Annotated in this window: 18 protein-coding genes and 1 tRNA gene; 13 read left to right on the top strand and 6 right to left on the bottom strand. The window is 58.4% G+C overall.

Going from position 1 to position 22599, the window contains the following annotated elements; all coding sequences use genetic code 11:
* Positions 1-203 precede the first annotated feature (203 nt).
* The 8 genes from betI (at position 204) to D0544_RS12270 (ending at position 8990) form a co-directional block, all read left to right on the top strand.
* Positions 204-800 (top strand): transcriptional regulator BetI, encoded by a 597-nt coding sequence (betI, locus tag D0544_RS12235; protein WP_125016544.1) that lies wholly within the window; start codon positions 204-206, stop codon positions 798-800.
* A gap of 53 nt (positions 801-853) precedes the next feature.
* Positions 854-2311: a betaine-aldehyde dehydrogenase gene (gene betB / locus D0544_RS12240; protein ID WP_125016545.1), complete on the top strand. Its 1458-nt coding sequence runs from the start codon at positions 854-856 to the stop codon at positions 2309-2311.
* 26 nt (positions 2312-2337) lie between these two features.
* Positions 2338-4014 carry a choline dehydrogenase gene (gene betA, locus D0544_RS12245; protein ID WP_125016547.1) on the top strand — a complete coding sequence of 559 codons (1677 nt, stop codon included), beginning with the start codon at positions 2338-2340 and terminating at the stop codon, positions 4012-4014.
* 34 nt (positions 4015-4048) lie between these two features.
* Positions 4049-5002, top strand: coding sequence for a choline ABC transporter substrate-binding protein (locus D0544_RS12250; RefSeq protein ID WP_125016549.1), 954 nt, complete (start codon positions 4049-4051; stop codon positions 5000-5002).
* Between the two features lie 75 nt (positions 5003-5077).
* The gene (choW, locus tag D0544_RS12255; protein WP_125016551.1) at positions 5078-5926 is read left to right on the top strand and encodes a choline ABC transporter permease subunit; all 849 of its coding nucleotides are present in this window, start codon (positions 5078-5080) and stop codon (positions 5924-5926) included.
* Positions 5923-7098 carry a choline ABC transporter ATP-binding protein gene (gene choV / locus D0544_RS12260; RefSeq protein WP_125016553.1) on the top strand — a complete coding sequence of 392 codons (1176 nt, stop codon included), beginning with the start codon at positions 5923-5925 and terminating at the stop codon, positions 7096-7098. Before choW ends, choV begins: the two co-directional genes overlap by 4 nt.
* Positions 7099-7338: 240 nt before the next feature.
* Complete coding sequence (locus tag D0544_RS12265; RefSeq protein ID WP_125016555.1) at positions 7339-7557, top strand: hypothetical protein; 219 nt, start codon at positions 7339-7341, stop codon at positions 7555-7557.
* 143 nt (positions 7558-7700) lie between these two features.
* Positions 7701-8990 (top strand): HD-GYP domain-containing protein, encoded by a 1290-nt coding sequence (locus tag D0544_RS12270; protein WP_125016557.1) that lies wholly within the window; start codon positions 7701-7703, stop codon positions 8988-8990.
* A 38-nt stretch (positions 8991-9028) separates the two neighbouring features.
* Here the strand turns inward: D0544_RS12270 and D0544_RS12275 are convergent, their stop codons facing one another.
* Entirely contained in the window at positions 9029-9523 is a 495-nt protein-coding gene (locus D0544_RS12275) for an acyloxyacyl hydrolase (protein ID WP_125016559.1), read from the bottom strand.
* 145 nt (positions 9524-9668) lie between these two features.
* On the opposite strand from D0544_RS12275, the gene D0544_RS12280 reads away from it, so the two are divergent.
* Entirely contained in the window at positions 9669-10262 is a 594-nt protein-coding gene (locus tag D0544_RS12280) for a deoxycytidylate deaminase (protein WP_125016561.1), read from the top strand.
* A 219-nt stretch (positions 10263-10481) separates the two neighbouring features.
* On the opposite strand, the gene D0544_RS12285 is transcribed toward D0544_RS12280, so the two are convergent.
* Complete coding sequence (locus D0544_RS12285) at positions 10482-12701, bottom strand: YgiQ family radical SAM protein (protein WP_125016563.1); 2220 nt, start codon at positions 12699-12701, stop codon at positions 10482-10484.
* A 144-nt stretch (positions 12702-12845) separates the two neighbouring features.
* Entirely contained in the window at positions 12846-14342 is a 1497-nt protein-coding gene (locus D0544_RS12290) for an aldehyde dehydrogenase (protein ID WP_125016565.1), read from the bottom strand.
* A gap of 297 nt (positions 14343-14639) precedes the next feature.
* Here D0544_RS12290 and aptA point away from each other — a divergent pair, with 297 nt between their 5' ends.
* Positions 14640-15953 carry an omega-aminotransferase AptA gene (aptA, locus tag D0544_RS12295; RefSeq protein ID WP_125016567.1) on the top strand — a complete coding sequence of 438 codons (1314 nt, stop codon included), beginning with the start codon at positions 14640-14642 and terminating at the stop codon, positions 15951-15953.
* A 64-nt stretch (positions 15954-16017) separates the two neighbouring features.
* On the opposite strand, the gene D0544_RS12300 is transcribed toward aptA, so the two are convergent.
* Entirely contained in the window at positions 16018-17130 is a 1113-nt protein-coding gene (locus D0544_RS12300) for a methyl-accepting chemotaxis protein (protein ID WP_424220789.1), read from the bottom strand.
* 718 nt (positions 17131-17848) lie between these two features.
* Here D0544_RS12300 and D0544_RS12305 point away from each other — a divergent pair.
* The 3 genes from D0544_RS12305 to D0544_RS12310 all read left to right on the top strand — a co-directional run bounded on the left by D0544_RS12305 (position 17849) and on the right by D0544_RS12310 (position 19140).
* Positions 17849-17922, top strand: a tRNA-Gly gene (locus tag D0544_RS12305).
* 185 nt (positions 17923-18107) lie between these two features.
* Positions 18108-18251 (top strand): hypothetical protein, encoded by a 144-nt coding sequence (locus D0544_RS17190; RefSeq protein WP_164880920.1) that lies wholly within the window; start codon positions 18108-18110, stop codon positions 18249-18251.
* Between the two features lie 31 nt (positions 18252-18282).
* Positions 18283-19140: a methylated-DNA--[protein]-cysteine S-methyltransferase gene (locus tag D0544_RS12310; RefSeq protein ID WP_125016572.1), complete on the top strand. Its 858-nt coding sequence runs from the start codon at positions 18283-18285 to the stop codon at positions 19138-19140.
* Here D0544_RS12310 and D0544_RS12315 read toward each other — a convergent pair.
* Both D0544_RS12315 and dctP read right to left on the bottom strand, forming a co-directional pair.
* Complete coding sequence (locus D0544_RS12315) at positions 19137-21410, bottom strand: putative bifunctional diguanylate cyclase/phosphodiesterase (RefSeq protein WP_125016574.1); 2274 nt, start codon at positions 21408-21410, stop codon at positions 19137-19139. The genes D0544_RS12310 and D0544_RS12315 overlap by 4 nt on opposite strands.
* The gene (dctP, locus tag D0544_RS12320) at positions 21391-22476 is read right to left on the bottom strand and encodes a TRAP transporter substrate-binding protein DctP (protein WP_125016575.1); all 1086 of its coding nucleotides are present in this window, start codon (positions 22474-22476) and stop codon (positions 21391-21393) included. The genes D0544_RS12315 and dctP overlap by 20 nt, the downstream gene beginning before the upstream one ends.
* Positions 22477-22599: the final 123 nt, after the last annotated feature.

Here is a 22599-nt window from a genome sequence, read left to right on the forward strand (position 1 = left end):
TTGCCAGCTACGCATTTCTAACTCCCGAAAGCAGACACCATGCCCCTTCAATATATATGACGCCCCTGCGACAGGGCCGACGCCACCTTAGGTAGCCTGACTCTCCATTGCGTAATTATGTTGATGTCTAAAGATTAGACTTGAAAGTATTTCCTCGTCCCGTTATTCTTAATTGAATGTTTATTTAAATTAAGAGAAACACCATGCCTAAGGTCGGAATGCCGGAGGTCCGAAAACCACAATTGATTAACGCCACCATGGAAGCGATTAACGATGTTGGGCTTCATAAGGCGAGTGTGGCTATGATAGCCCGCTATGCGGGCGTTTCGCCGGCAATTATCAACCACTATTTCGGTGGCAAGGACGAGTTGCTGGAAGAGACGATGCGTGCGGTACTGCAGGATCTGTCAATTGCGGTCCAAGAGGAGCTGAAGTCTGTTCCCTCCGATGATGTCGTTGCTCGCATCATCGCTATCGTTAATGGTAATTTCGCCTCAAATCAAATTGACGACAAAGTGGTCAAAACCTGGCTGACATTCTGGTCATTAGCCATGCATAAACCGGCCCTGCACCGGCTCCAGCACGTCAACGAAAAACGCCTGTTATCACACCTGCGGCGCGAGCTAAAAAAAGTGGTCAATGTCGATGAAGCTGCATTCATCGCCAGAGGCGTTGCCGCGCTGATCGACGGTATCTGGCTGCGCGGCGCGCTGTCGCCAGACGGCATCAACCGAACTGAGGCGCGCGCAGTCATTCTCGATTACCTGCAACGCCGCTTGCCAGCCGAGCTATGGCACTAGGCGCATAGCCTGTCCGCCTCAATCCGATTTTCAACAGCTATACGAGTTCACCTATCACTATGCTGCAACATTACATCAGCGGTGGTTATCTTAACCGCCCCGCCACCGAGACCTTTACCAGCACCAACCCTGCCACCGGAGAGACGATCACGACCGTGGCCCAGGCCGATGCGGCAGTGATTGAACTGGCGCACAAGAGCGCCGTAGAGGGCCAGCAGCGCTGGGCGTCCATGAGTGGTCCCGAACGCGCTGCAGTGATGCAGCGAGCCGCCGCCTTGTTGCGCGAACGAAACACAGAGCTTGCTTTGCTGGAGGTCAAGGACACTGGTAAGCCCTATCAGGAAGCCGTGGCCGTCGATATCCTCAGTGGTGCCGAGGTGATCGATTACTACGCAGGACTTGCGGACAAGATTCAGGGCGAATACCAGGACCTCGGGGGTAGCAATTTCTTCTACAGTCGCCGAGAGCCACTCGGGGTCTGCGCCGGCATCGGGGCGTGGAACTACCCAATTCAGATTGCCTGCTGGAAATCCGCTCCGGCACTGGCCGCCGGCAATGCGATGATCTTCAAACCATCGGAAGAAACCCCGTTGACCGCCGCCAAACTGGCTGAAATCTACACCGAAGCGGGGCTACCGGATGGGGTCTTCAACGTTGTCCAGGGCGATGCACGTACCGGCGAAATGCTGACCGGTCATCCTGGTATCGCCAAAGTCTCATTTACCGGCGAGTGCAACACCGGCAAGCGGGTGATGGCGGATTCAGCGTCGAGCCTTAAGCAGGTCACCATGGAGCTGGGCGGCAAGTCGCCGCTGGTTATCTTCGACGACTGCGAACTCGATCGCGCAGTCACTGGTGCCATGTTGGCCAACTTTTATACCCAGGGTGAAGTGTGCACCCACGGCACCCGCGTATTTGTCCATGATTCGCTCTACGACCCGTTCGTGGCCGCGCTGAAAAAGCGTACAGAGAGGCTGATTGTGGGCGACCCGACCGATCCTGCCACGCAGGTCGGTGCTCTGATCTCAGAGCAACACCTAGAAAAAGTGATGGGCTACATCAACGCTGCCAAAGCTGCGGGAGCTACCCTGCTCTGCGGCGGCGAACGCGCCAGTGGTAACGGCCTTGAAAAAGGCGCTTTCGTCATGCCGACCGTATTTGTCGACTGTGATGACAGCATGCCGCAGGTAACCGACGAAGTATTCGGTCCGGTCATGTCGGTGCTGCGTTTCAGCGATGAAGCGGAGGTAATCGCACGCGCTAACGCCACAGACTACGGCCTGGCCGCGGGCGTTTTTACCCGCGATATCAGTCGCGCCCATCGCGTAATCAATCAACTTCAGGCCGGTATCTGCTGGATTAACACCTGGGGGGCGTCACCTGCGCAGATGCCGGTGGGCGGCTACAAGGCCTCTGGCATTGGCCGCGAAAACGGCATCGAAAGCCTTTACCAGTATACCCAGACCAAGAGCGTTTACGTTGAGCTGGGCGAACTGGAATCGCCCTATTAACGGCGCTGGATAAAGGGACGCAATCAATGAATCAGTGTTACGACTATGTCATCGTTGGTGCAGGATCAGCCGGTTGTGTGCTGGCCGACCGCCTGACAGAGGATGGACAAAACAGTGTGTTGCTGCTGGAAAACGGCGGCAGCGACCGCAGCATCTTTGTGCAGATGCCTACGGCGCTATCTTATCCGATGAACACGGAACGCCTGTGCTGGCAGTTCCATAGCGAACAGGAACCTGGGCTTGAGGGTCGCTCGCTGCACACCCCTCGCGGTCGCACGCTGGGCGGATCCTCGTCCATCAACGGTATGGTTTATGTGCGCGGACACGCCTGCGATTTCGACCAATGGCAGCAAGCCGGTGCCGAAGGCTGGGACTATCAGCACTGCTTACCCTACTTCAAGCGCGCCGAGACCTGGGAAGGCGGCGCCGATGACTACCGCGGAGGCGAAGGTCCAGTCGGCACCTGCAACGGCAACGGTATGCGCCTGAACCCGCTTTACCAGGCGTTTATCAACGCCGGTAAGGACGCCGGGTATCCGGAAACCAAGGACTACAACGGTTATCAACAAGAGGGGTTCAGCCCCATGCACATGACCGTTAAAGATGGCGTGCGCAGCTCCACCGCCAATGCCTACCTGCGGCGAGCGATGCGGCGGCCAAACCTGACCCTGGTCACCGGGGTGCTGGTACGAAAAGTCACTACCCGCGGCAGCGGCGATCAGATCACCGCCACCGGCGTCGAGTTTGAAAAGCGCGGTACCATCCAGCAGGTCAAAGCCAACCAGGAAGTGGTGCTATCGGCAGGTTCGGTTGGGTCACCGCAATTGCTTCAGCTGTCGGGTATCGGTCCGCGTCCGGTGCTTGAAGCCGCAGGGGTACCCGTGGTTAAAGAGTTGCCCGGCGTGGGGGAAAACCTGCAAGACCACCTCGAGGTCTACTTCCAGTACCAGTGCACTCAGCCGGTAAGCCTCAACAGCAAACTCGGTTTGATCAGCAAAGGGCTGATCGGTGCGCGCTGGCTGCTGTTCAAAGATGGCCTGGGTGCGACCAACCACTTTGAGTCCTGTGCCTTTATCCGCTCACGCGAAGGGATGAAGTGGCCGGACATTCAGTTCCATTTCCTGCCAGCAGCGATGCGTTACGATGGCCGCGCTGCCTTTGCCGGGCACGGTTTCCAGGTCCATGTCGGCCCCAACAAGCCCAGTAGCCGCGGCAGGATTCAGATTTCAAGCGCCGACCCGTCGGTCCACCCCAGGATTCAGTTCAACTACCTGACGGATCAGCAGGATGTGGAAGACTGGCGCCGCTGTATCCGCCTGACTCGCGAGATTCTCAACCAGCCCTCGCTTGAGCCCTATCGCGGCGATGAAATCCAGCCCGGGACCGACGTACAAAGCGATGATGAGATTGATGCTTGGGTGCGCCAGAACGTAGAAAGCGCCTATCACCCGTCTTGCAGCTGCAAGATGGGTGCGGACGACGACCCCCTGGCTGTGTTAGATCCGAGTTGTAAGGTGCGTGGCGTCAACAGCTTGCGCGTGGTCGATTCCTCGGTCTTCCCAACCATCACCAATGGCAACCTCAATGCCCCCACCATTATGGTGGCGGAAAAAGTTGCCGATCTGATACGCGGCCGCAAACCGCTACCAGCCGCCGATGTTCCGGTCTGGATCCACCCGGATTACCAGCATCAGCAGCGCTAGGTGCAGATACTCTAACCACAACAAAGGACTCAATATGCGATCGATTAAACACACCGCCATCCGTCACCTGGCCACTGCCAGCTTCGCCTTCGGCGCAATCCTTAGCAGCGTCGCACAAGCAGCGGACTGCAGCACTGTTCGTTTCGCTGACGTTGGCTGGACCGATATCACCGCCACCACCGCGGTTGCATCCCAGCTTCTCGAAGGACTGGGCTACACACCGAAGACCCAGCTGCTGTCGGTGCCGGTCACCTACAATTCGTTGGCTGCCGGCGAACTGGATGTGTTTCTAGGTAACTGGATGCCGACCATGGAGGGTGATATCGCCAAGTACCGTGAAGCGGGCACTGTCGAAATCCTCGATGCCAACCTCGAAGGGGCCAAATATACCTTGGCCGTTAACCAGGCAGCCTACGATGGAGGAGTTAAATCCTTTGCTGACCTCGAGCGCTTCAAGAGCAAGTTCCGTGGGCGCATCTATGGCATCGAGCCTGGTAACGATGGTAACCGCCTGATCCAATCGATGATTGATAAAAACGCCTTCGGCCTGGGAGATTTCCGCCTGGTGGAGTCCTCCGAAGCCGGGATGTTGTCTGAAGTTCAGCGCGCCGAACGCCGCAACCAGTGGGTGGTTTTTCTCGGCTGGGCTCCGCATCCGATGAACAGCAACTTCAAAATAGCCTACCTCGACGGGGGGGATGACTGGTTTGGCCCAAACTACGGTGGTGCCACGGTTTACACCAACACTCGCCAGAACTACCGCAGCGAGTGCCCCAATGTCGGCCAATTGCTCGGCAACCTAAAGTTTTCACTGCCCATGGAAAATGAAGTGATGGCCGCCATCCTTGATGATGGTCAACGGCCAGCCGAAGCGGCCAAAGCATGGCTACGCAATAACCCCGAAGCCCTCGCGCCTTGGCTAGAGCGGGTCAAAACGCTGGATGGCAAGCCAGGCCTTGCTGCCGTTCGGGCTCACCTGGCGCTGTAATCAGGTCATTTTGCAGACAGTTTTACCGGGCGCGGGGCTAACTCCTCGCGCCCCCTATCCCACGAGAATGCGACGATGAACTGGATTACCGAACACAAAATCCCGCTTGGCCAGTGGATGGAGCAACTGGTTGACTGGCTGATCGGCAACGCTGCAGCGCTGTTTGATGCCATCGCCATCTCCCTCGAATGGCTGATTCTGGGCCTAACCGACCTGTTACTAAACTGTCCTCCGCTGGCACTGGTCGGTGCTGTCGGTGCCCTCGCCTGGTGGCTACATCGCTCACTGGCTCAAGTGCTCTTCGTGGTGCTAGGGCTGCTGCTGATCGCTAATTTGGGCTACTGGACTGAGATGATCGAAACCCTGGTTCTGGTGCTTATGGCCACCTTCCTGTGTGTGTTGTTCGGCATCCCCATCGGTATTCTGGCAGCCCACTACCCACGCTTTCACGTGGCGATTAGACCGCTGCTGGACCTGATGCAGACCATCCCCACCTTCGTTTACCTGATCCCCACGCTGATTCTGTTCGGCCTGGGCGTGGTTCCGGGTCTGATCTCGACCATTATCTTCGCCATCGCCGCGCCCATCCGCCTCACCGCGCTCGGCGTCAGCAGCGTGCCCGCAGAGCTGCTGGAGGCGGGCCGAGCCTTCGGGGCTACCCGATGGAAGCTGCTGTTGAAGGTCGAACTGCCAGCCGCCATGCCCAGCATCATGGCCGGGATCACCCAGTGCATCATGTTGTCGCTGTCGATGGTGGTGATTTCCGCGCTGGTGGGCGCAGACGGCCTTGGCAAGCCGGTCGTGAGGGCCCTTAACACCGTCAATATATCTCAGGGGTTCGAGGCCGGCCTGGCCATCGTTCTGGTCGCCATCATTCTCGACCGCCTCTGTAAACAACGTGACACCAAGGAGAGCACAGGATGAACATGATCGACATTAGCCACCTTGACGTGGTGTTTGGCGACCAGCAGACCGAAGCCCTTGCGCTATTGGATCAGGGACTCACCCGCCAGGAGGTGATCGACCAAAGCGGTGCCGTTGTCGGCGTACAGAACGCCAATCTGCAGGTACGCGAAGGAGAAATCTGCGTCTTGATGGGCCTGTCAGGCTCTGGCAAATCGAGCCTGTTGCGCACCGTTAACGGCTTGAACAGGATCAGCCGCGGCAGCCTTAAACTCCGCGACGGCGAGCAGCAGATTGAAATGGCCAACTGCGATGCCCGCACGCTGCGACAACTGCGCACCCACCGGATCTCCATGGTATTTCAGAAGTTTGCCCTTATGCCCTGGCTCTCGGTGCTCGATAACGTTGCGTTTGGGCTGGAAATGAAAGGAATGAATAAAAAAGATCGCCACCGCCAGGCAATGGAGAAACTGGAGATGGTCAGCCTCGACCAGTGGGCGCACCATCGTCCGCATGAGCTGTCCGGAGGCATGCAGCAGCGTGTCGGTCTCGCTCGCGCGTTCGCCATGGATAGCGATATCCTACTGATGGACGAACCGTTCTCAGCCCTCGACCCGCTGATTCGCGCCCAGCTGCAAGATGAGCTCATTGAGTTACAACGCAACCTTAACAAGACCATTCTCTTTGTGAGCCACGATTTGGATGAGGCCCTCAAGATCGGTTCGCACATTGCCATCATGGAATCAGCCAAAATAATCCAGCATGGCAAGCCCGAAGAGATCGTGCTCAACCCGGAAAACAGCTACGTCGAGGACTTCGTCGCCCACACTAATCCGCTCAATGTGCTAGGCGGCAAAACCCTAATGACGCCAGCTGAAAAACTGGAAAAACAGGGTGACCGTCTGCTGCTTAATAGTGAACGATACTGGGTCGAACTAGAGCAAGGTCGCATCGCGCGGTGCGGCCGTGCTGACAGCATCATACAGTCAGCTCGTAACAACAGCGGCGCCCAAGGAACGTCGCGTGGCCAGTTCTCTATAGCCTCATCGAATATCTCGATGCGAGAAGCAATTCAACTACGTTATGACAGCCGGCTGCCGGTGCTTCTGGAAGATGAAGGCCAGTTTGTCGGTGTCCTTAACGACGCCAATTTCTACTACGGGCTGCTCGGCAAGCATTTCGTTGCTGACTGAGAGGCGCTCCCGGCAATCACAAGCAACAAGTTGTCGAATATAGCCGTGAAGGATTGGTACCCGTGATGGGCATAGGCTCTGCTGAAAAGTGTGCGCTTTGGGGTTTCTGACTGGCTAACCCTCCTCTTAATATCAGCGGTCTCTAACAGGTCGAAATGGGCACGAAGGGGACCGTCAGGTGAACACCATCACCACGCAACAGGGCGATGGGGCAAAGGTATCGCATGGCGGATCGCGCTGATGCTGCCGAAAGTAAAAGCGCTGCTCAAGCATCGCTGGATCACCAAGCATGAGTTGGACTACTACCAGTCGCAGCCTGCGATCAGCGGTCGAGCATGCTATTGGTTACCAACTCTATTATTAGACTACAACCCGGCCAGCCGGCCGGTCGATCAAGACGAATTTGAGGGACCGCTTAGTGCACATCAGGGGGTTGTTCTTCCGTTGTCGGCCCTGTGAACCCAGTGCCTCGAGCATAGAAGGCGTCAATGGTTAGTAAAGCATGTGACAGCCTCTATACTCGAAGGGGAGGGTCTCGCGGGCCGCACAGGCTTACTGCGTAGAATAAACGCCTCAGGACCAGGGTAAGGACCTACAACGCAATGGATCAGCCATACATCAAGCCCGAAACCAGGGTACAGATCGACCTTCGACACGCGCTGCTGATGCTGGCAAGGGCACTGGACTACGTTGGAATTGATGATATTAACCATGGTCACCGAGTCGGCTATATGGCCTACGAGTGCGCGAAGCGACTGGGCTGGCCGGAGCAGAAGCAGGAGTTTACCTACTTCGCGGGCCTGATTCACGACTGCGGGGTGTCGACCACCAAGGAGCATCTTGACCTGCTGGAGTGCCTGGAGCCGGAAAGCAGTGAAGCACACTGCATCCGCGGTTATGAGGCGCTGATCGGCTGCTCGGTTTTGGCCGATTTTGCCGAGGTGGTGCGGTATCACCACACCCCCTGGGTTAGGCTCAGGGAGCTGGATCTGGACCCTGATACCCGGGATATCGCCGCCCTGATCTTCCTGGCCGATCGCCTCGACTTTTTAAGAGCACGTTACCTCAACGGCCAGCATCCGGACATTGTGACCATCTATGAATCAGCGATCGGCGAAAACATATTGTCGAATGCCGGTGAGATCTTTCATCCCGAGCTGGCCAACAGCATGGTGGAGCTGATCAACCTCGATGGCTTCTGGTACACCATGGAGGCCAATGCCATCGAACAGATAGGAACGGGCTTTAGCTACGGCAGCCACTACGACCGCCAGCTCGTCATGGATGAGGTGATCGAGCTGGCGCGCTTTCTGGCCCACATAGTGGATGCCAAAAGTCCTCTGACCTACCAGCACTCGGAAAAGGTAGCGATATTGGCGAAGGCGATTGCTGAAGAGGCGGGGGTAGAGGCCCAGCGTTTGGAACAGGTCTACATAGCTGGGTTGCTCCACGACATCGGCAAGCTCAGGACGCCCGATCAGATTTTGCACAAGAAGGGCAGCCTGGATGCGCGTGAGTACTCGCAGATAAAACGCCACACCGTGGATACACGAGAAACCCTCAGAAGTTTCTTCCCCGATTCAAAAATCGGCGAATGGGCGGCCAACCACCACGAGCGGATCGACGGCTCCGGCTACCCCTTCCGGTTAAAGGGGGAGCAGATCGATCTGGAGTCGCGCATCATCGCCATTGCGGATATCTTCCAGGCGTTGGCACAAAAGCGACCCTACAAGGGACGTCTGTCGGTGGAGGAGATCCTGGCAATCCTGCAGCCATTGGCCGACGAGGGTAAGGTCGACGCCGACATTGTCGACCTGCTTCGGGGTAAGGCCGCTGACTACTACCGGATTGCTATTGAGGACTTGCATACCACACGCAACCCCATCGCCTAGTGCCGTAGTTTACCGGTAAGGCCAGCACCAGGGCGGCACTAGAAATGGCTTATCCAGCTTAAGGTGGCGGTTTCTGAGCCAGGGTTTTCCTCCCCCAGGTCCGCGTTCGAGATGTGGCCAAACTCGGCGCGAACCGCCTGCCGTGAGGAGAGTTGGTAGCTGATGCTTATACGTGAGTAAAACTCAATATCATAGCCAAGCTCGTTGCGTTCGGCCCCCTGGTGGTAATAACCGAGCCCGGTCGCTACCCCCCAATGCCATTTTTGCGCGAGGCTAAACTCCTTGTGCCCTCCTATGCCGAGGTAATAACCACTTCGCTCAAGGGCAAAACCCACCAGGGCAGGGCGTATCGACCAGATCGACTGAACAGCAGGCCCCTCGAGCATGACAGAAAGCATACCGGTGGTACCCGACCCGAGTGGATCAAAGACACCCGCGCCCACTGCCAGTCGATAATCTTCCGCGCTAGCAGAGGGAGCGGGCACCGATAGCAATAGAGCACCTAACGTGGAAGCGGTTCTGACAAATCCCATGGAGAAGACCCGGAGTGAGCAACGGTGTTTTTGAAATACCTTACAAGAGTTAAGCGGCAAGAACAACGCAGCCAAACACGAGGGCAGTGCATCTTATAGGGTGAGCGCGCATAATAACGGCAACCATCAGCTCGAGGAGGTTGAAGTGAGTCATTCCGCGCCAGATAACGGGGGGCGTCCCAGTTTTGCCGATGTCTACATGGGCTTTGCCTATCAAATTGCCGAGCGCTCCACCTGTCATCGACTGAATGTAGGGACGGTCATTACCAGTACCGATTACCGTAAGGTGTTTGCGGTAGGCTATAACGGTAACGCGTCGGGGTTGCACAACCACTGTGACAGCGATACCCCCGGCTCCTGCGGCTGTCTCCACTCGGAGGAGAACGGGGTTATCAACTGCGATGCCCCGCGCCACTATGAAAAGTTTGTCTTTGTCACCCACCTGCCTTGTCGTATGTGCGCCAAGCGGCTGATCAATCTTGGTGGCGTAAAGCGGGTCTACTACGCCGAAGACTACCGCCTGCGGGATTCCATCGAGCTCTTTGCCGAAGTGGGGATCGCGGTGGAGCACTTGCCTCTGAAGCGCAACCCAGCGGAGCAGGCACTGTTTCGACTGGCTGAGATTGCCTACCAGCACGAGGTGGTGGCGGGCGAGGGCAACCCGCTAGGGGAGCCAACCCAAAGCGACCCCGAATGGGTGTCCAGACGGGTAAGCCAGTGGTTGGCCGAAACCAGGTAGTCTGTTGATAAGTGTGTGATTAACCTCTGGATAGAATGTTCGGCGGTGGCGTGCCCCCTTACCCTGAGGCGACAGCGCCATCCGCTGTAGGCATGGTTTTTGGCTGCCTGAAGCGAGTCGCCTCGGACCAATCACCAGTGGTAAGGATTGTGAATAAGTCTGTGGGCGGGTTGTGAATAGCCTGTGCGATAGCGGTGGGCAATAGCCCCGGCATCCTGGCTAGCGGGGGCGGCGTGCCCCCTTGCCGGCCCCTTTTCCTGCTCCCCTGCGGGGCCCCTTGGAGGCGTTGGTGCCTGCGCCCCGCTTCGCGGCCGGAGCGCCCTGGGGGGGCAGGCCGGTGTGCTGGGTTAGAGCACGCTGGGTGCGAGGCTCGCTTCGGCGCAGGCTCTTATGGCGCTCCCGGGAGGGCATCTCGGCAGGGACCAGATGGGTCTTACCGCGACCGATCAGGTGCGCCTTGCCCATATTGCGCAGCGCCTCGCGCAGCAGCGGCCAGTTATCCGGATCGTGGTAGCGCAGCAACGCCTTGTGCAGCCGGCGCTGGTTTTTGCTGCGCGCGCTGTAAACCCCCTCGCTCTTGTAGCCCACCTTTTTCAGCGGGTTACGCTCGCTGTGGTACATGGCGGTCGCATAGGCCATGGGCGAGGGGTAGAAATTTTGTACCTGGTCGACGCGGAACTTGTTCTCCTTCAGCCATAGCGCAAGGTTGAGCATATCCTCATCGGTGCAGCCCGGGTGGGCGGCGATAAAGTAGGGGATCAGGTACTGCTCCTTACCCGCTTCCTTGGAGAAGTGGTCGAACATCTCCTTGAAGCGGTAGTAGGTGCCCATCCCCGGCTTCATCATCTTCGACAGAGTGCCGGTCTCGGTGTGTTCGGGGGCAATCTTGAGATAGCCGCCGACATGGTGCTGGACCAGCTCCTTCACGTACTCCGGATCCTCCACCGCCAGGTCGTAGCGCAGACCCGAACTGATGGCAATGCGCTTGATACCCGGCAAGGCACGGGCTTTCCGATAGAGCTGGGTGGTCGGGCTATGGTCGGTAATCAGGTTTTTGCAAATGCCTGGATAAACACAGGAAGGGCGACGACAGCTGTCGCGGATCTCGTCGCTCTTGCAGTTAAGTTGGTACATATTGGCCGTCGGCCCGCCAAGATCGGAGATGGTGCCGGTAAAGCCGGGAGCCACGTCTCGGATCTTCTCAATCTCACCCAGAATCGAGGCCTCGGAACGGCTCTGGATGATGCGGCCCTCGTGTTCGGTGATGGAGCAGAAGGTGCAACCCCCAAAGCAGCCGCGCATGATATTGACCGAAAAACGGATCATCTCATAGGCGGGGATGCGGGCATCGCCGTAGCTGGGGTGCGGTACCCGCTGGTAGGGCAGGTCAAACACGCCGTCGAGCTCGTCGGTTTCGAGGGGGATGGGGGGCGGGTTGATCCACAGGTACTGCTGGCCGTGCATCTGCAGCAGCGGGCGCGCATTACCGGGATTGGTCTCGCGGTGAAACACCCGTGAGCTGTGGGCGTAGAGGACCGGATCGTTGCGCACCTTTTCGAAGGAGGGCAGGCGGATATAGGAGCGCTCAGGGTCGGTGTTGTGGGCTCCGGGGTCGATGAGGTGAATCACCTGGGGTTCAGGCTCGGTTGTTCCCTCGCAGCTGCCCTCGGGGTCACTGTCGTTACCGTAGTGGTAAGGGTGGGGGTGGGCGTCGATAGGCCCCGGTTGGTCGATGCGGGTGGAGTCAAGCTCGAGCCAGCCTTCGGGCAGCGCCTTGCGCTTATAGGCGGTACCGCGGATGTTGGTGATCTGGTCGATGGTTTCGCCATTGGCGAGACGGTGGGCCACTTCGGCGATGGCGCGCTCGGCGTTTCCGTACAGCAGCAGGTCGGCGGTGGAGTCGATCAGTACAGAGCGGCGAACGCTGTCGGACCAGTAATCGTAATGGGCCAGGCGGCGCAGGCTGGCCTCGATACCGCCGATCACCACCGGTACCTGCTTGTAGGCCTCCTTGCAGCGCTGGGAGTAGACGGTGACCGCACGGTCGGGCCGCTTGCCGCCTTCATCGCCCGGAGTATAGGCGTCATCGTGGCGCAGCCGGCGGTCGGCGGTGTAGCGGTTGATCATGGAGTCCATGTTGCCGGCGGTGACGCCGAAAAAGAGGTTGGGCTCCCCCAGCGCCATAAAGGGCTCCTTGGAGCGCCAGTCGGGCTGGGCAATAATACCAACCCGAAACCCCTGGGATTCCAGGTAGCGGCCGATCACCGCCATGCCGAAGCTGGGGTGGTCGACGTAGGCGTCACCCGTGACGATGATGATGTCGCAACTGTCCCACCCCAGCTGCTCCATCTCGGCGCGGGACATGGGTAGGAAGGGGGCAGTGCCAAAGCACTCCGCCCAATATTTACGGTAGGAGAAGAGGGGAGTAACGGCAGTCATGGTCAGGTTCCGGCAAGCAAGCCGGGCATTGTACCATTTTTAGCCAATCTGTAACCGGGTTAGCCACCCGGCCAGGGAAACTTCACCACCCCCCTCAGGGGGCGGGGAGAGCAGAAGCCGGCGAAAGCCGGCTTTAACGAGAGATCAGATCGCGATCCAGGTGGCCTTGAGCTCTGTGTACTTGTCGAAAGCGTGGATCGACTTGTCGCGACCGTTGCCGGACTGCTTGAAGCCCCCGAAGGGTGCCGTCATGTCGCCGCCGTCGTACTGGTTAACCCATACGGAGCCGGCACGGAGCGCTTTTGCGGCCCGGTGGGCCTTGCTCAGGTTACTGGTCCAGACCGCCGCTGCCAGACCGTAGTCGGTGTCATTGGCGATCTCGATCGCCTGCTCCAGGCTGTCAAAGCCGATACAAGAGAGAACGGGTCCGAAGATCTCCTCGCGGGCGATGCGCATGCTGTTGGTGACACCATTGAATATGGTGGGGGCAACATAGAAGCCGCCGCTCTCCTTGTGCAGTTGTGCACCACCACCACAGACCTGGGCTCCGTCCTCTTTACCCGCCTCGATGTAGCTGAGCACGGTGTTGAGCTGGGTCTGGTCCACCACTGCACCAATATTGGTATTGGGGTCCAGTGGGTTGCCGGGTTGCCAGGCTTTCATCTCCTCGGCCACCATGGCAACAAACTCTTCGCGAATGCTCTCCTCGACTAGCAGGCGGGAGCCGGCGGTGCACACCTCACCCTGATTGAAGCAGATGGCAGAGGCGGCGGCCCTTGCCGCTTCGCGCAGGTCGGGGGCGTCGGCGAATACGATGTTGGGACTCTTGCCACCGGCCTCCAGCCATACCCGCTTCATGTTGGATTCGCCGGCGTAGATCATCAGCTGCTTGGCGGTGCGGGTGGAGCCGGTGAAGACCATGCAATCCACATCCATATGCAGCGCCAGTGCTTTGCCCACGGTGTGGCCGAAGCCGGGCAACACGTTGAGAACCCCTTTCGGAATGCCGGCCTCTACCGCCAGCTGGGCCACGCGAATGGCCGTCAGCGGTGACTTCTCGGAGGGCTTGAGCACAATGCTGTTGCCGGTGGCAAGGGCGGGCCCCAGCTTCCAGCAGGCCATCAGCAAGGGGAAGTTCCAGGGCACGATAGCGCCGACCACGCCGATCGCCTCACGGGTCACCATACCGATCTGGTCCTCAGCGGTGGGGGCCAGTTCGTCGTAGACCTTGTCGATCGCTTCACCATTCCAGCGAATGCTGTTGGCGGCAGCGGCGATATCGATGCTCAGGGAGTCGGAGATCGGCTTACCCATATCCAGGGTTTCGAGCAGCGCCAGCTCGTGCTGGTGCTCAAGAATCAGGTCGGCAAAGCGGATCAGCACCTGCTTGCGCCTGGCGGGTGCCAAGCGCGACCAAACGCCGCTGTTGAAGGTGGCGCGAGCGTTGGCTACGGCGATATCAGCATCGGCGCTGTCGCAGGAGGCGATCTTGCCCAGCAGGCGGCCGTCGATGGGGCTGATGCAGTCAAAGGTTTCGCCGGAGCGGGCATCCCGGTACTCACCATCTATATAGGCGCGTCCTTCGATGGAGACGGTGGTGGCCAGCTGCTGCCAATAGGCGAGGGTTCTCTGTTGGGTCATGGGGGGCTCCTTGGGTGCGCCAAGCCTGAATCCACTGCACAGTGGCGATCGCAGGCACAGTCGATGTGTCAATTATTTTGTAAGGGGTGAGGTTATCGCCCAAAATTTGAAAAACCATACCACTGATGACAGGTATTTCAAAATATTTAACAATAAAGAGGAATAAACCCCCTAAAAATCCATTGGTTTGCTTCAATGTTTGATTTATTTGACATATGATGTGGAAAATTTCACCACGGACCGGCGTTGTACAGCACCACCGTGGGCACTGAAAACATCGACAGGAAGCTGCCAAACATGAACGATAAAACCAACAGTCTCGACGCATTCTGGATGCCCTTTACTGCTAATCGCCAGTTTAAGGCGGCCCCACGCATTCTCACAGAAGCCAAGGGGATGTATTACAAGGCCGATGATGGACGTGAAATTCTTGATGGCACCGCCGGGCTCTGGTGCTGCAACGCCGGCCATAGCCGCGAGCAGATTACCGAGGCGGTTTCCCGCCAGATCGCCAAGCTGGATTATGCCCCCCCCTTCCAGATGGGACACCCTCTGCCGTTTGAGCTGGCCGAGCGCCTGACGCAGCACAGCCCTGAGGGACTTAACCGGGTCTTCTTTACCAACTCCGGCTCCGAGTCGGTGGATACAGCATTAAAAATCGCGATCGCCTACCACCGCCTGCGTGGGCAGGGTACCCGCCAGCGCCTGGTGGGTCGTGAAAAGGGCTACCACGGTGTTGGCTTTGGAGGCATATCCGTTGGTGGGCTGGTGAACAACCGTAAGTTCTTTGGCTCCCTTCTGAACGGTGTGGACCATCTCCCCCACACTCTCAATATCAAGGCTAACGCGTTCACTAAAGGGTTGCCTGAAAACGGAGCCGAGCTGGCCAACGAGCTGGAGAACATTGTTGCCCTGCACGATGCCTCCTGCATCGCTGCCGTGATTGTTGAGCCCTTCGCAGGCTCCGCCGGGGTGGTGCTGCCGCCCGAAGGCTACCTCAAGCGGTTGCGTGAGATCTGTACCAAGCACGGCATCCTGCTGATTTTCGACGAGGTGATCAGTGGCTATGGCCGTATCGGCGACGCTTTCGCGGCCAACCGCTTCGGGGTCAAGCCTGACATCATCACCACTGCCAAGGGGCTCACCAACGGTGCCATCCCGATGGGAGCGGTCTTTGTCAGCGACGACATCTACAACACCTTTATGGACGGTCCCGAGGGGATTGAGCTGTTCCACGGCTATACCTACTCTGGCCATCCGGTGGCCGCCGCCGCAGGCCTGGCAACGCTTGATATCTACGAGCAGGAGGGTCTGTTCTCCCGTGCACTGGAGCTGGAGTCCTACTGGCAGGAGGCGGTACATAGCCTGAAAGGCGAGCCCAACATCATCGATATCCGCAATATTGGGCTGGTGGCCGGTATCGAGTTTGCTCCCTCCGAGGCGGGGGTTGGCAAGCGTGGATACGAGGTGTTCCTGAACTGCTTCGAGCAGGGTTGCTTGGTGCGAGCCACCGGTGACATCATCGCCATGTCACCCCCGCTGATTATCGAGAAGCCACAGATTGATCGCCTGGTGGAGAGCATCGCCAAGGCGGCTCGAGCCGTAAGCTAACGCACTATTGGCTAATTACCCTAAAGCCACTGCACCTTCGGGGCAGTGGCTTTCTTATACCGCGCTATTCATTTTCAGCCCGGTAGCCGATACGGAAACACCCCCAGTGGCGTCCCTTCAGTTGGATAGGGACCGACAGGTCGTGCATCACCTCCCCGGTGTCGCGCTTGTAAGTTTGCAGCAGGCAGGGGGTGGTGTTCTTGGCGCATCGCTGGCCGGTGCGGTCACCAAAAATGCGCTTGGTGCGGTTGTTCAGCAGGTCTTTTTCATAATCACCACTCAGCGGCTGTGTGTAGCGCTTGTTGTGGGTGCCGAAATAACCCTGATTGTCAGTGGCACCGGCGTAGGCCAGCTCCTCCATCCGCTCCAGGATCGGCTCCTGTATGGGCGGTAGCACCCGATCTGTGTAATCGTCGAAGCGGGTGGTGAACTTCTGTGGGTTGGTGCCCTGAACTGGCTGGTAGTTTCGGTCAAAGAGGTCGTCCAGGTTGACCAGCCCCTTGTCCATATCGCTCTCGAAGCGGGTGACGATGGCCTGGGCCGCCAACTCTGCTTCGGACCGTACCTGACTGTGCAATGACTGAACCCCCAACTCCATCAGGTTGGCATGAAGCTGCTCGGCGACATCGGATAACTCCAGTGCCCGCCCGGATACCTGGTCGACACTGCCTTCGGTGTGGTGCAGGTGGCTGCGAACCGACTCGATAGCGCTGCCAATGCCATCGACTTCGGTCTTATTGGCGGTGGCACCCTCGGAGATAGAGATGGACTGCTCCTGCATGCGCTCCACCATGGAGTGTATATTATGGAGCTGGTCGGCGACGGCCTGGTTTTTGGTTTCCGATTGGCCGATGGCGCTGCCCAGGTTTCCCATGGTTTCGACCGCTTGGTGAATATCCTGGCTGATGCTGGTGATCATCACACCGATCTCGTTGGTGGCCGCCGACGTTTTCTGGGCCAGGTTGCGTACCTCATCAGCCACCACCGCAAAACCTCGCCCCTGCTCGCCGGCGCGGGCCGCCTCAATGGCAGCGTTGAGAGCAAGCAGGTTAGTCTGCTCAGCAATACCACTGATGACAGTGGTGATCTGCTGGATCTGGTTGGACTTGGTTTCCAGGCTGGAGACAAAACGGGCGGTCTCCTGAGCCTTGGCGCTGGTTTCGCGCATCTGTTGCATCGCCTGGTCAATCGCCTCCTGCCCCGCTGCACTGGAGCCAAGGGTTTCATGGCCAAGTTGTGCCGCCTCGTCAGCGGAAAGCTTGACCTGGTTGGCGTTGTCCTGAATGCGGCTGGCCGCCTCGGCGATCCCCTCAATATCCCCCACTTCAGCATGGATCTTGGTAGTGATGGTGTCGGACTGGTGGGAGACCTCGGCGGCGGCGATGGCGATCTGGCTGCTGCGGGACTCCAGACTTTGAAGACGACTCTTGAGTGTTTCAAGAGCAACCAGAATGGGCGAGCTATCGTCGTTGGCAGGAGCGGGCGGAGATTTTCCTTGCAACGTGGCGAGCGTATAGTCGAGCACGATTTTGGATGATTGTGATGTCACTCGACTGAGTATGGTGAGGGTAATCACGGCAGCGCCAGCGACGGCCACCAATAATGAGGCGGTATCGGGTAGAACGGTATTACTGGCCAATCCAAGTAGTAATCCGCTCGTGGTGCCGATGACTACTGAAGCCAGTTTGGGCAAATAAACAGGTGGGGTCGTCACAGAATTTACCTTTTATCAATGTAGGGTGGTTGAGCTGTTTGGCTGCCAGAATAGATTTGTCGGCTTGGTTTAAATAATATTTAGAATTAAGCAATATATAATTGATGTGTCAACTTAAGGGTGGGTGAGCCCCTTGCACAACGCCCTGTCACCAGTGTTTAATAGCGGCGAGCTTCAGTACGCGGGTGTAGTTCAATGGTAGAACGGCAGCTTCCCAAGCTGCATACGAGGGTTCGATTCCCTTCACCCGCTCCATTTTCCCTGCCTTGATCCCGATACCATCCAGCACCATAGCCGGAATGCGCAACTTTCGGGTGGCTAGAGGGTGCAGGAGGCTTCACACTGCCCTCTGTGCCTCTCAACCGGATCACTCCGATGACTCCCGCCAGCCTTCTCACCTTGTTCTGCTTGCCGCCATCTGGGGAGGCTCCTTCCTGTTTATGCGCATGGCCGCCCCGGTGGTGGTGGCCGTATGGCTGATCGAGTCACGGGAGGGGTTGGCGGCGCTTTTTGTATTGCAGGTGGCCTTGTTGAGCCGCCACCGGTTGCAGTGGCGGTGCCACTGGCGTCATTACCTGAAGTGAGGATAACTTTTTCCGCGGTGGAGCCGGGACTATGAATAAGGTCGATGAGGTAGGCAGCCGACAGCATTACCGAGTGGTGGCACGAGCGATCGATTATCTTCAGGCCCACGCCGACCAGCCGCCTTCGCTGGAGGCCCTGGCGCAGGCGGTGCACATGAGTCCCCACCACCTGCAACGGGTCTTTACCCGCTGGGCGGGAATCTCCCCAAAACGATTTATGCAGTATCTCAGCAAGGAGCGCGCCATCCGGGCGTTACGAGAGACCGATGATCTGCTCAGCGCCAGCGAGGCGGCAGGGCTCTCGAGCCCGGGCCGCCTGCACGACCTGATGGTCAGCTGCGAGGCGATGACCCCCGCCGAAGTTCGCGCGGCGGGCGCCGGGGTGGAGTTGAGTTACGGGCTGGCCCCTACCCCCTTTGGCGAGGCGCTGCTGGGGTGGACAGCGAGGGGGGTCTGCTACCTGGCCTTTGTGGATGAGGATCGCTCCAGTCGCCTGCAGGAGCTGGCCACACTCTGGAGGGGTGCGCAGCGGAGCGAGGACGGAGCCGGTGCCCTCGAACTGGTAGGGCGTATCTTCCCCACGCAAGGGCAGCCGGAACCTTTGCGCCTGCTTCTGCGTGGTACCAATTTCCAGATCAAGGTATGGGAGGCGCTACTGCGTTGCGACAGCTCGCATCCGATCAGCTATGGCCAGCTGGCCACACGTATCGGTTCCCCGCGCGCGCAGCGCGCCGTAGGTAGCGCGCTGGCGGCCAACACCATAGGCTACCTGATCCCCTGCCATCGTGTGATCCGTGAATCCGGCGAGCTGGGGAGCTACCGCTGGGGGGTGACCCGAAAACGGGCAATGCTGATGCGCGAAGCGCTGGAGCGGGACTTCAGCGGCTAGGAGAGGCTGCATAAAGAGTCTGCACATAGCCTTTCGAAGCTGGCTTTATCAACGGCTTTGGCGAAGAGGTACCCCTGGCCGTATTGGCAACCGGCCTTGCTCAGGTAGCTGAGTTGCTCCTCATTCTCAATCCCTTCAGCCACCACCTTAAGGTCAAGGGTGTGGGCCAGGAGCAGAATAACCTCGACGATGGAGCCGTCCTCCTCGCTCTGGTGCATATGCCGGATAAATTCGCGGTCTATTTTGAGAGTATCGACCGGTAAGCGCTTTAGGTAGCTGAGGGAGGAGTAACCGGTGCCGAAGTCATCCATGGCCAACTGGCACCCCAGCGCTTTGAGTGCATTGAGGTTGGCCACAGAGCCCTCCAGGTCGCCAATCACTGCGCTTTCGGTAATCTCTAGTTGCAGCTTGCGTGGGTCGATGGGGTGCTGTAACAGCAGTGCCTTGATGTGATCCACCAGGCTGGCATCGTGGAGTTGGCGACCGGAGAGGTTAATCGACAGCTCCAGATCCGGGTGGGTCGTGCTCCACTGCTCCAGGGTAATCACGGCCTGCTCCACAACCCAGCGATCGATCTGCTGAATCAGGTTGGACTCTTCGGCCAGGGGAATAAACTCGTCGGGTGGGATCAGGGTACCATCCCCGGCAAACCAGCGGATCAGCCCTTCGGCGCCATAAATGCGTAGGCTCTCCAGGTCCACCTTGGGCTGAAAGTAGAGCTGGAACTCATGGTTACGAACGGCGAGTTGAATGCGCGTTTTCATCAGTTGCCGCTGCTGCAGTTGGTGGTCCAGTTCCCGGGAGTAGAAGGAATAGCAGCGGCGCCCCAATGACTTGGCCTGGTACATCGCGGTATCCGCGTGCTTGACGAGCTCCGAGACGCTTTCTCCGTCATCAGGGTAGCGTGCGATGCCGATGCTGGCCCCCACTTCGAACTCCTGGTTACTGAGGATCACGGGTTGCTGGGCCAGCTCAATCAGCTCCACGGCCAGCTGGGCGAGACCCTCATCACTGGCGCCGCAGGCAATGACCGTAAACTCATCTCCGCCAAGGCGGGCGAGGGTGTCGGTGTCGCGGATACGGCTGGAAAAACGCTGCGCAACCTCCTTGAGCAGTTGATCACCGGCCGCGTGACCCAGCGTGTCATTGACGACCTTGAACTCATCCAGATCGATAAACAGCAGACCGAATGAGCGCATTTCCCGGCGCGCCGATTTGAGCTCGAACTCGATTCGATCCTCAAAAAAACGTCGGTTACTCAGACCTGTGAGGGTATCGAAATGGGCCAGCTTTTGCAGTTGGCGCTCGGCTTGTTTTTTGCTGGAGATGTCCTGGAAAACGTACACAATGCATTCGTTGCCAGGCTCCAATCCGCTCACCGAGGTAATCGTCAACCAGGCTGGGAAGTCGGCCTTCTGGCGGTGGCGGATGTAGACCTCTCCGCTCCAGCTGTTGCCTTCGGCGGTAAGGCGTTTGATCTCGCTGATCGAAAGGGCAAAGATGCCGCCTGAAATAAGGGCATGGTAGGGGGTCCCGATCACCTCTTGCCGACTTAAACCGGTGATTTCGGTGAAGGCGGGGTTGATGTCAAAAATAATACCCTCGCCATCAACGTGGGTGATCGCCTCATCCATGCTTTCGAAGGTACGCCGGGCAATCTCCAGTGACGCCAGGGGCCTGAGCAGTGCCCTGCCGAGGATGAAGTAAAGGAGCAGGATGAAGAGGAGCGAGATAGCGGCCATCTGAGCAATCTCAACCAGCAGGACCTCCTGCAACTGCTGACGGTGAAGCCGGGTGTCGAAAAACAGCTCCACTTTACCAATGGTCATACTGCCGTTGCGGATAGGCGCGGTGAGTTTACGGTCAGCTGCGAGCTGGAGAGAGCGGCGCTGATCGCTTTGATAGGCCAGGATCCCCTGCTCGGGGAGGTTGGTTTTACCCATGTAAATATGACCAAACCGCCCGTAGACGATGATGCCGATCAGGTAGGGGTCGGTCAGTTCAGAATCCAGCACAGAGGCTGCGTACTCCTCGGAATAGGCGCGCTCGCTGGAGCGACGGTAGATCTCCCATACCGATGGGTTTACCGCGGAGGCGATACGCTGGGAAATACGGGTAAAGCGTCCCATCAGGTCGCGCTCGAAGGACTGGTGGGCATAGTACAGTCGAGCGGCGCCAAACAGCGACATGACCAGCACCGTGATGATCACCAGAATCAGGGCTAACCGCCCCGACAGGCGGCCGCTGGCGTTATGGGGCGGTTTTATCATAGGGCCCAAACACCTGGTAGTAATCGTCGTAGGTCGCCTTGAACGCACGCTTACTGTCAATCAGGCGGGCGCTGAACTCATCGCGATTCCGGTATCGCTCAAGCACGGTGTTGGAGGCGGTACGCCAGCGCTCGATATCTTCGGGGCTCCATTGGGTGAGGCGGGTGCCGTTGTTGCGAAATAGGCCCAGGGCTTCGATGTCCTTCACTTTTGAATGCAGGGTGGTGGTCAGGGTGTAGGCCTGGATTGCCGTTTCAAGAATGGTCTGTAGATCAGGCGGGAGCTGGTTATAAGCCTGCTGGTTAATCAAAAAATCCGATAGCACCGATGGTTGCCAGATAGCGGGCACAATCGCGAAGGGGCTGAGGTGGCCCAGTTGCAGATCCCAGGCGCCTCCGGTCGTGGTCCATTCAACGGCATCCAGCTCACCTTTGCTGAGTGCCGGGCGGATCTCTTCCGGTACCAGGGGGATAGCAAAGCTGCCGGAGGCTTCGGCCAATACCTCACTGGGTAACCCGGGGCCGATTCTCACCCGCTTACCTTTCATATCAGCGAGCCCGCGTATGGGCTCTCGAGACAGCAAACCAAACTCCATCCCCGGCCACCAGGCGGGCCTCCACAGGATGCCCTTGCTGTTGGACAGCTCGTTGGCCAGCTTGGTCCCCTCGCCGGAAAAGAAGAACATCATGGAGGCGTCGATGTTCATAAAGTCGAAGGGGCCTGCATTCATGACAGCCCAGGCGGGGTGCTGGGCCGACCACCAGTTGGGCCACCCGTTGCCCATTTCAATATCGCCTTCTGCCACCGCAGTGAAGATGTCGGGCCCACTGGCAAGGGCACCGGGTCCGCCGGGGTGGGGGGTGATCTGCAGGCGCCCATTGCTCATTTTGGCCACCCGCTCGGTGAACAGCAGCAACTCCTGGTAATCGAGGGTGGTTTCGAGGGCGTGGGACTGCAGCCGCCACTGGTATTGATCCGGCTGCCGCTGCTGATCACAACCAATGATGGCAAACAAAAAAAACATCAACACAAGCCGTCGAAGCATTTTCGAGGGGGTCCACTCCATAACAAACTCCTTATACTCCACCCGAGTATAGGGGGTGATCGACAGAGGAGGCTACATCCTGGCAGACGGCTGCTAAAAGGTGGTCCTTTGCCACCTGGAGTTCAAGCCCACCTCGATCTGTCG

The sequence above is a fragment of the Aestuariirhabdus litorea genome (assembly GCF_003864255.1).
GTDB lineage: Bacteria > Pseudomonadota > Gammaproteobacteria > Pseudomonadales > Aestuariirhabdaceae > Aestuariirhabdus > Aestuariirhabdus litorea.

Coding starts and splice junctions, on each gene's coding strand:
- choV (WP_125016553.1), top strand. CDS start 5,923: ATGAACATGATCGACATTAGCCACCTTGACGTGGTGTTTGGCGACCAG.
- D0544_RS12270 (WP_125016557.1), top strand. CDS start 7,701: ATGGATCAGCCATACATCAAGCCCGAAACCAGGGTACAGATCGACCTT.
- D0544_RS12310 (WP_125016572.1), top strand. CDS start 18,283: ATGAATAAGGTCGATGAGGTAGGCAGCCGACAGCATTACCGAGTGGTG.
- betI (WP_125016544.1), top strand. CDS start 204: ATGCCTAAGGTCGGAATGCCGGAGGTCCGAAAACCACAATTGATTAAC.
- D0544_RS17190 (WP_164880920.1), top strand. CDS start 18,108: ATGCGCATGGCCGCCCCGGTGGTGGTGGCCGTATGGCTGATCGAGTCA.
- D0544_RS12265 (WP_125016555.1), top strand. CDS start 7,339: ATGCTGCCGAAAGTAAAAGCGCTGCTCAAGCATCGCTGGATCACCAAG.
- aptA (WP_125016567.1), top strand. CDS start 14,640: ATGAACGATAAAACCAACAGTCTCGACGCATTCTGGATGCCCTTTACT.
- betA (WP_125016547.1), top strand. CDS start 2,338: ATGAATCAGTGTTACGACTATGTCATCGTTGGTGCAGGATCAGCCGGT.
- D0544_RS12300 (WP_424220789.1), bottom strand. CDS start 17,130: ATGCAACAGATGCGCGAAACCAGCGCCAAGGCTCAGGAGACCGCCCGT.
- dctP (WP_125016575.1), bottom strand. CDS start 22,476: ATGGAGTGGACCCCCTCGAAAATGCTTCGACGGCTTGTGTTGATGTTT.
- D0544_RS12315 (WP_125016574.1), bottom strand. CDS start 21,410: ATGATAAAACCGCCCCATAACGCCAGCGGCCGCCTGTCGGGGCGGTTA.
- D0544_RS12275 (WP_125016559.1), bottom strand. CDS start 9,523: ATGGGATTTGTCAGAACCGCTTCCACGTTAGGTGCTCTATTGCTATCG.
- choW (WP_125016551.1), top strand. CDS start 5,078: ATGAACTGGATTACCGAACACAAAATCCCGCTTGGCCAGTGGATGGAG.
- D0544_RS12250 (WP_125016549.1), top strand. CDS start 4,049: ATGCGATCGATTAAACACACCGCCATCCGTCACCTGGCCACTGCCAGC.
- D0544_RS12285 (WP_125016563.1), bottom strand. CDS start 12,701: ATGACTGCCGTTACTCCCCTCTTCTCCTACCGTAAATATTGGGCGGAG.
- D0544_RS12290 (WP_125016565.1), bottom strand. CDS start 14,342: ATGACCCAACAGAGAACCCTCGCCTATTGGCAGCAGCTGGCCACCACC.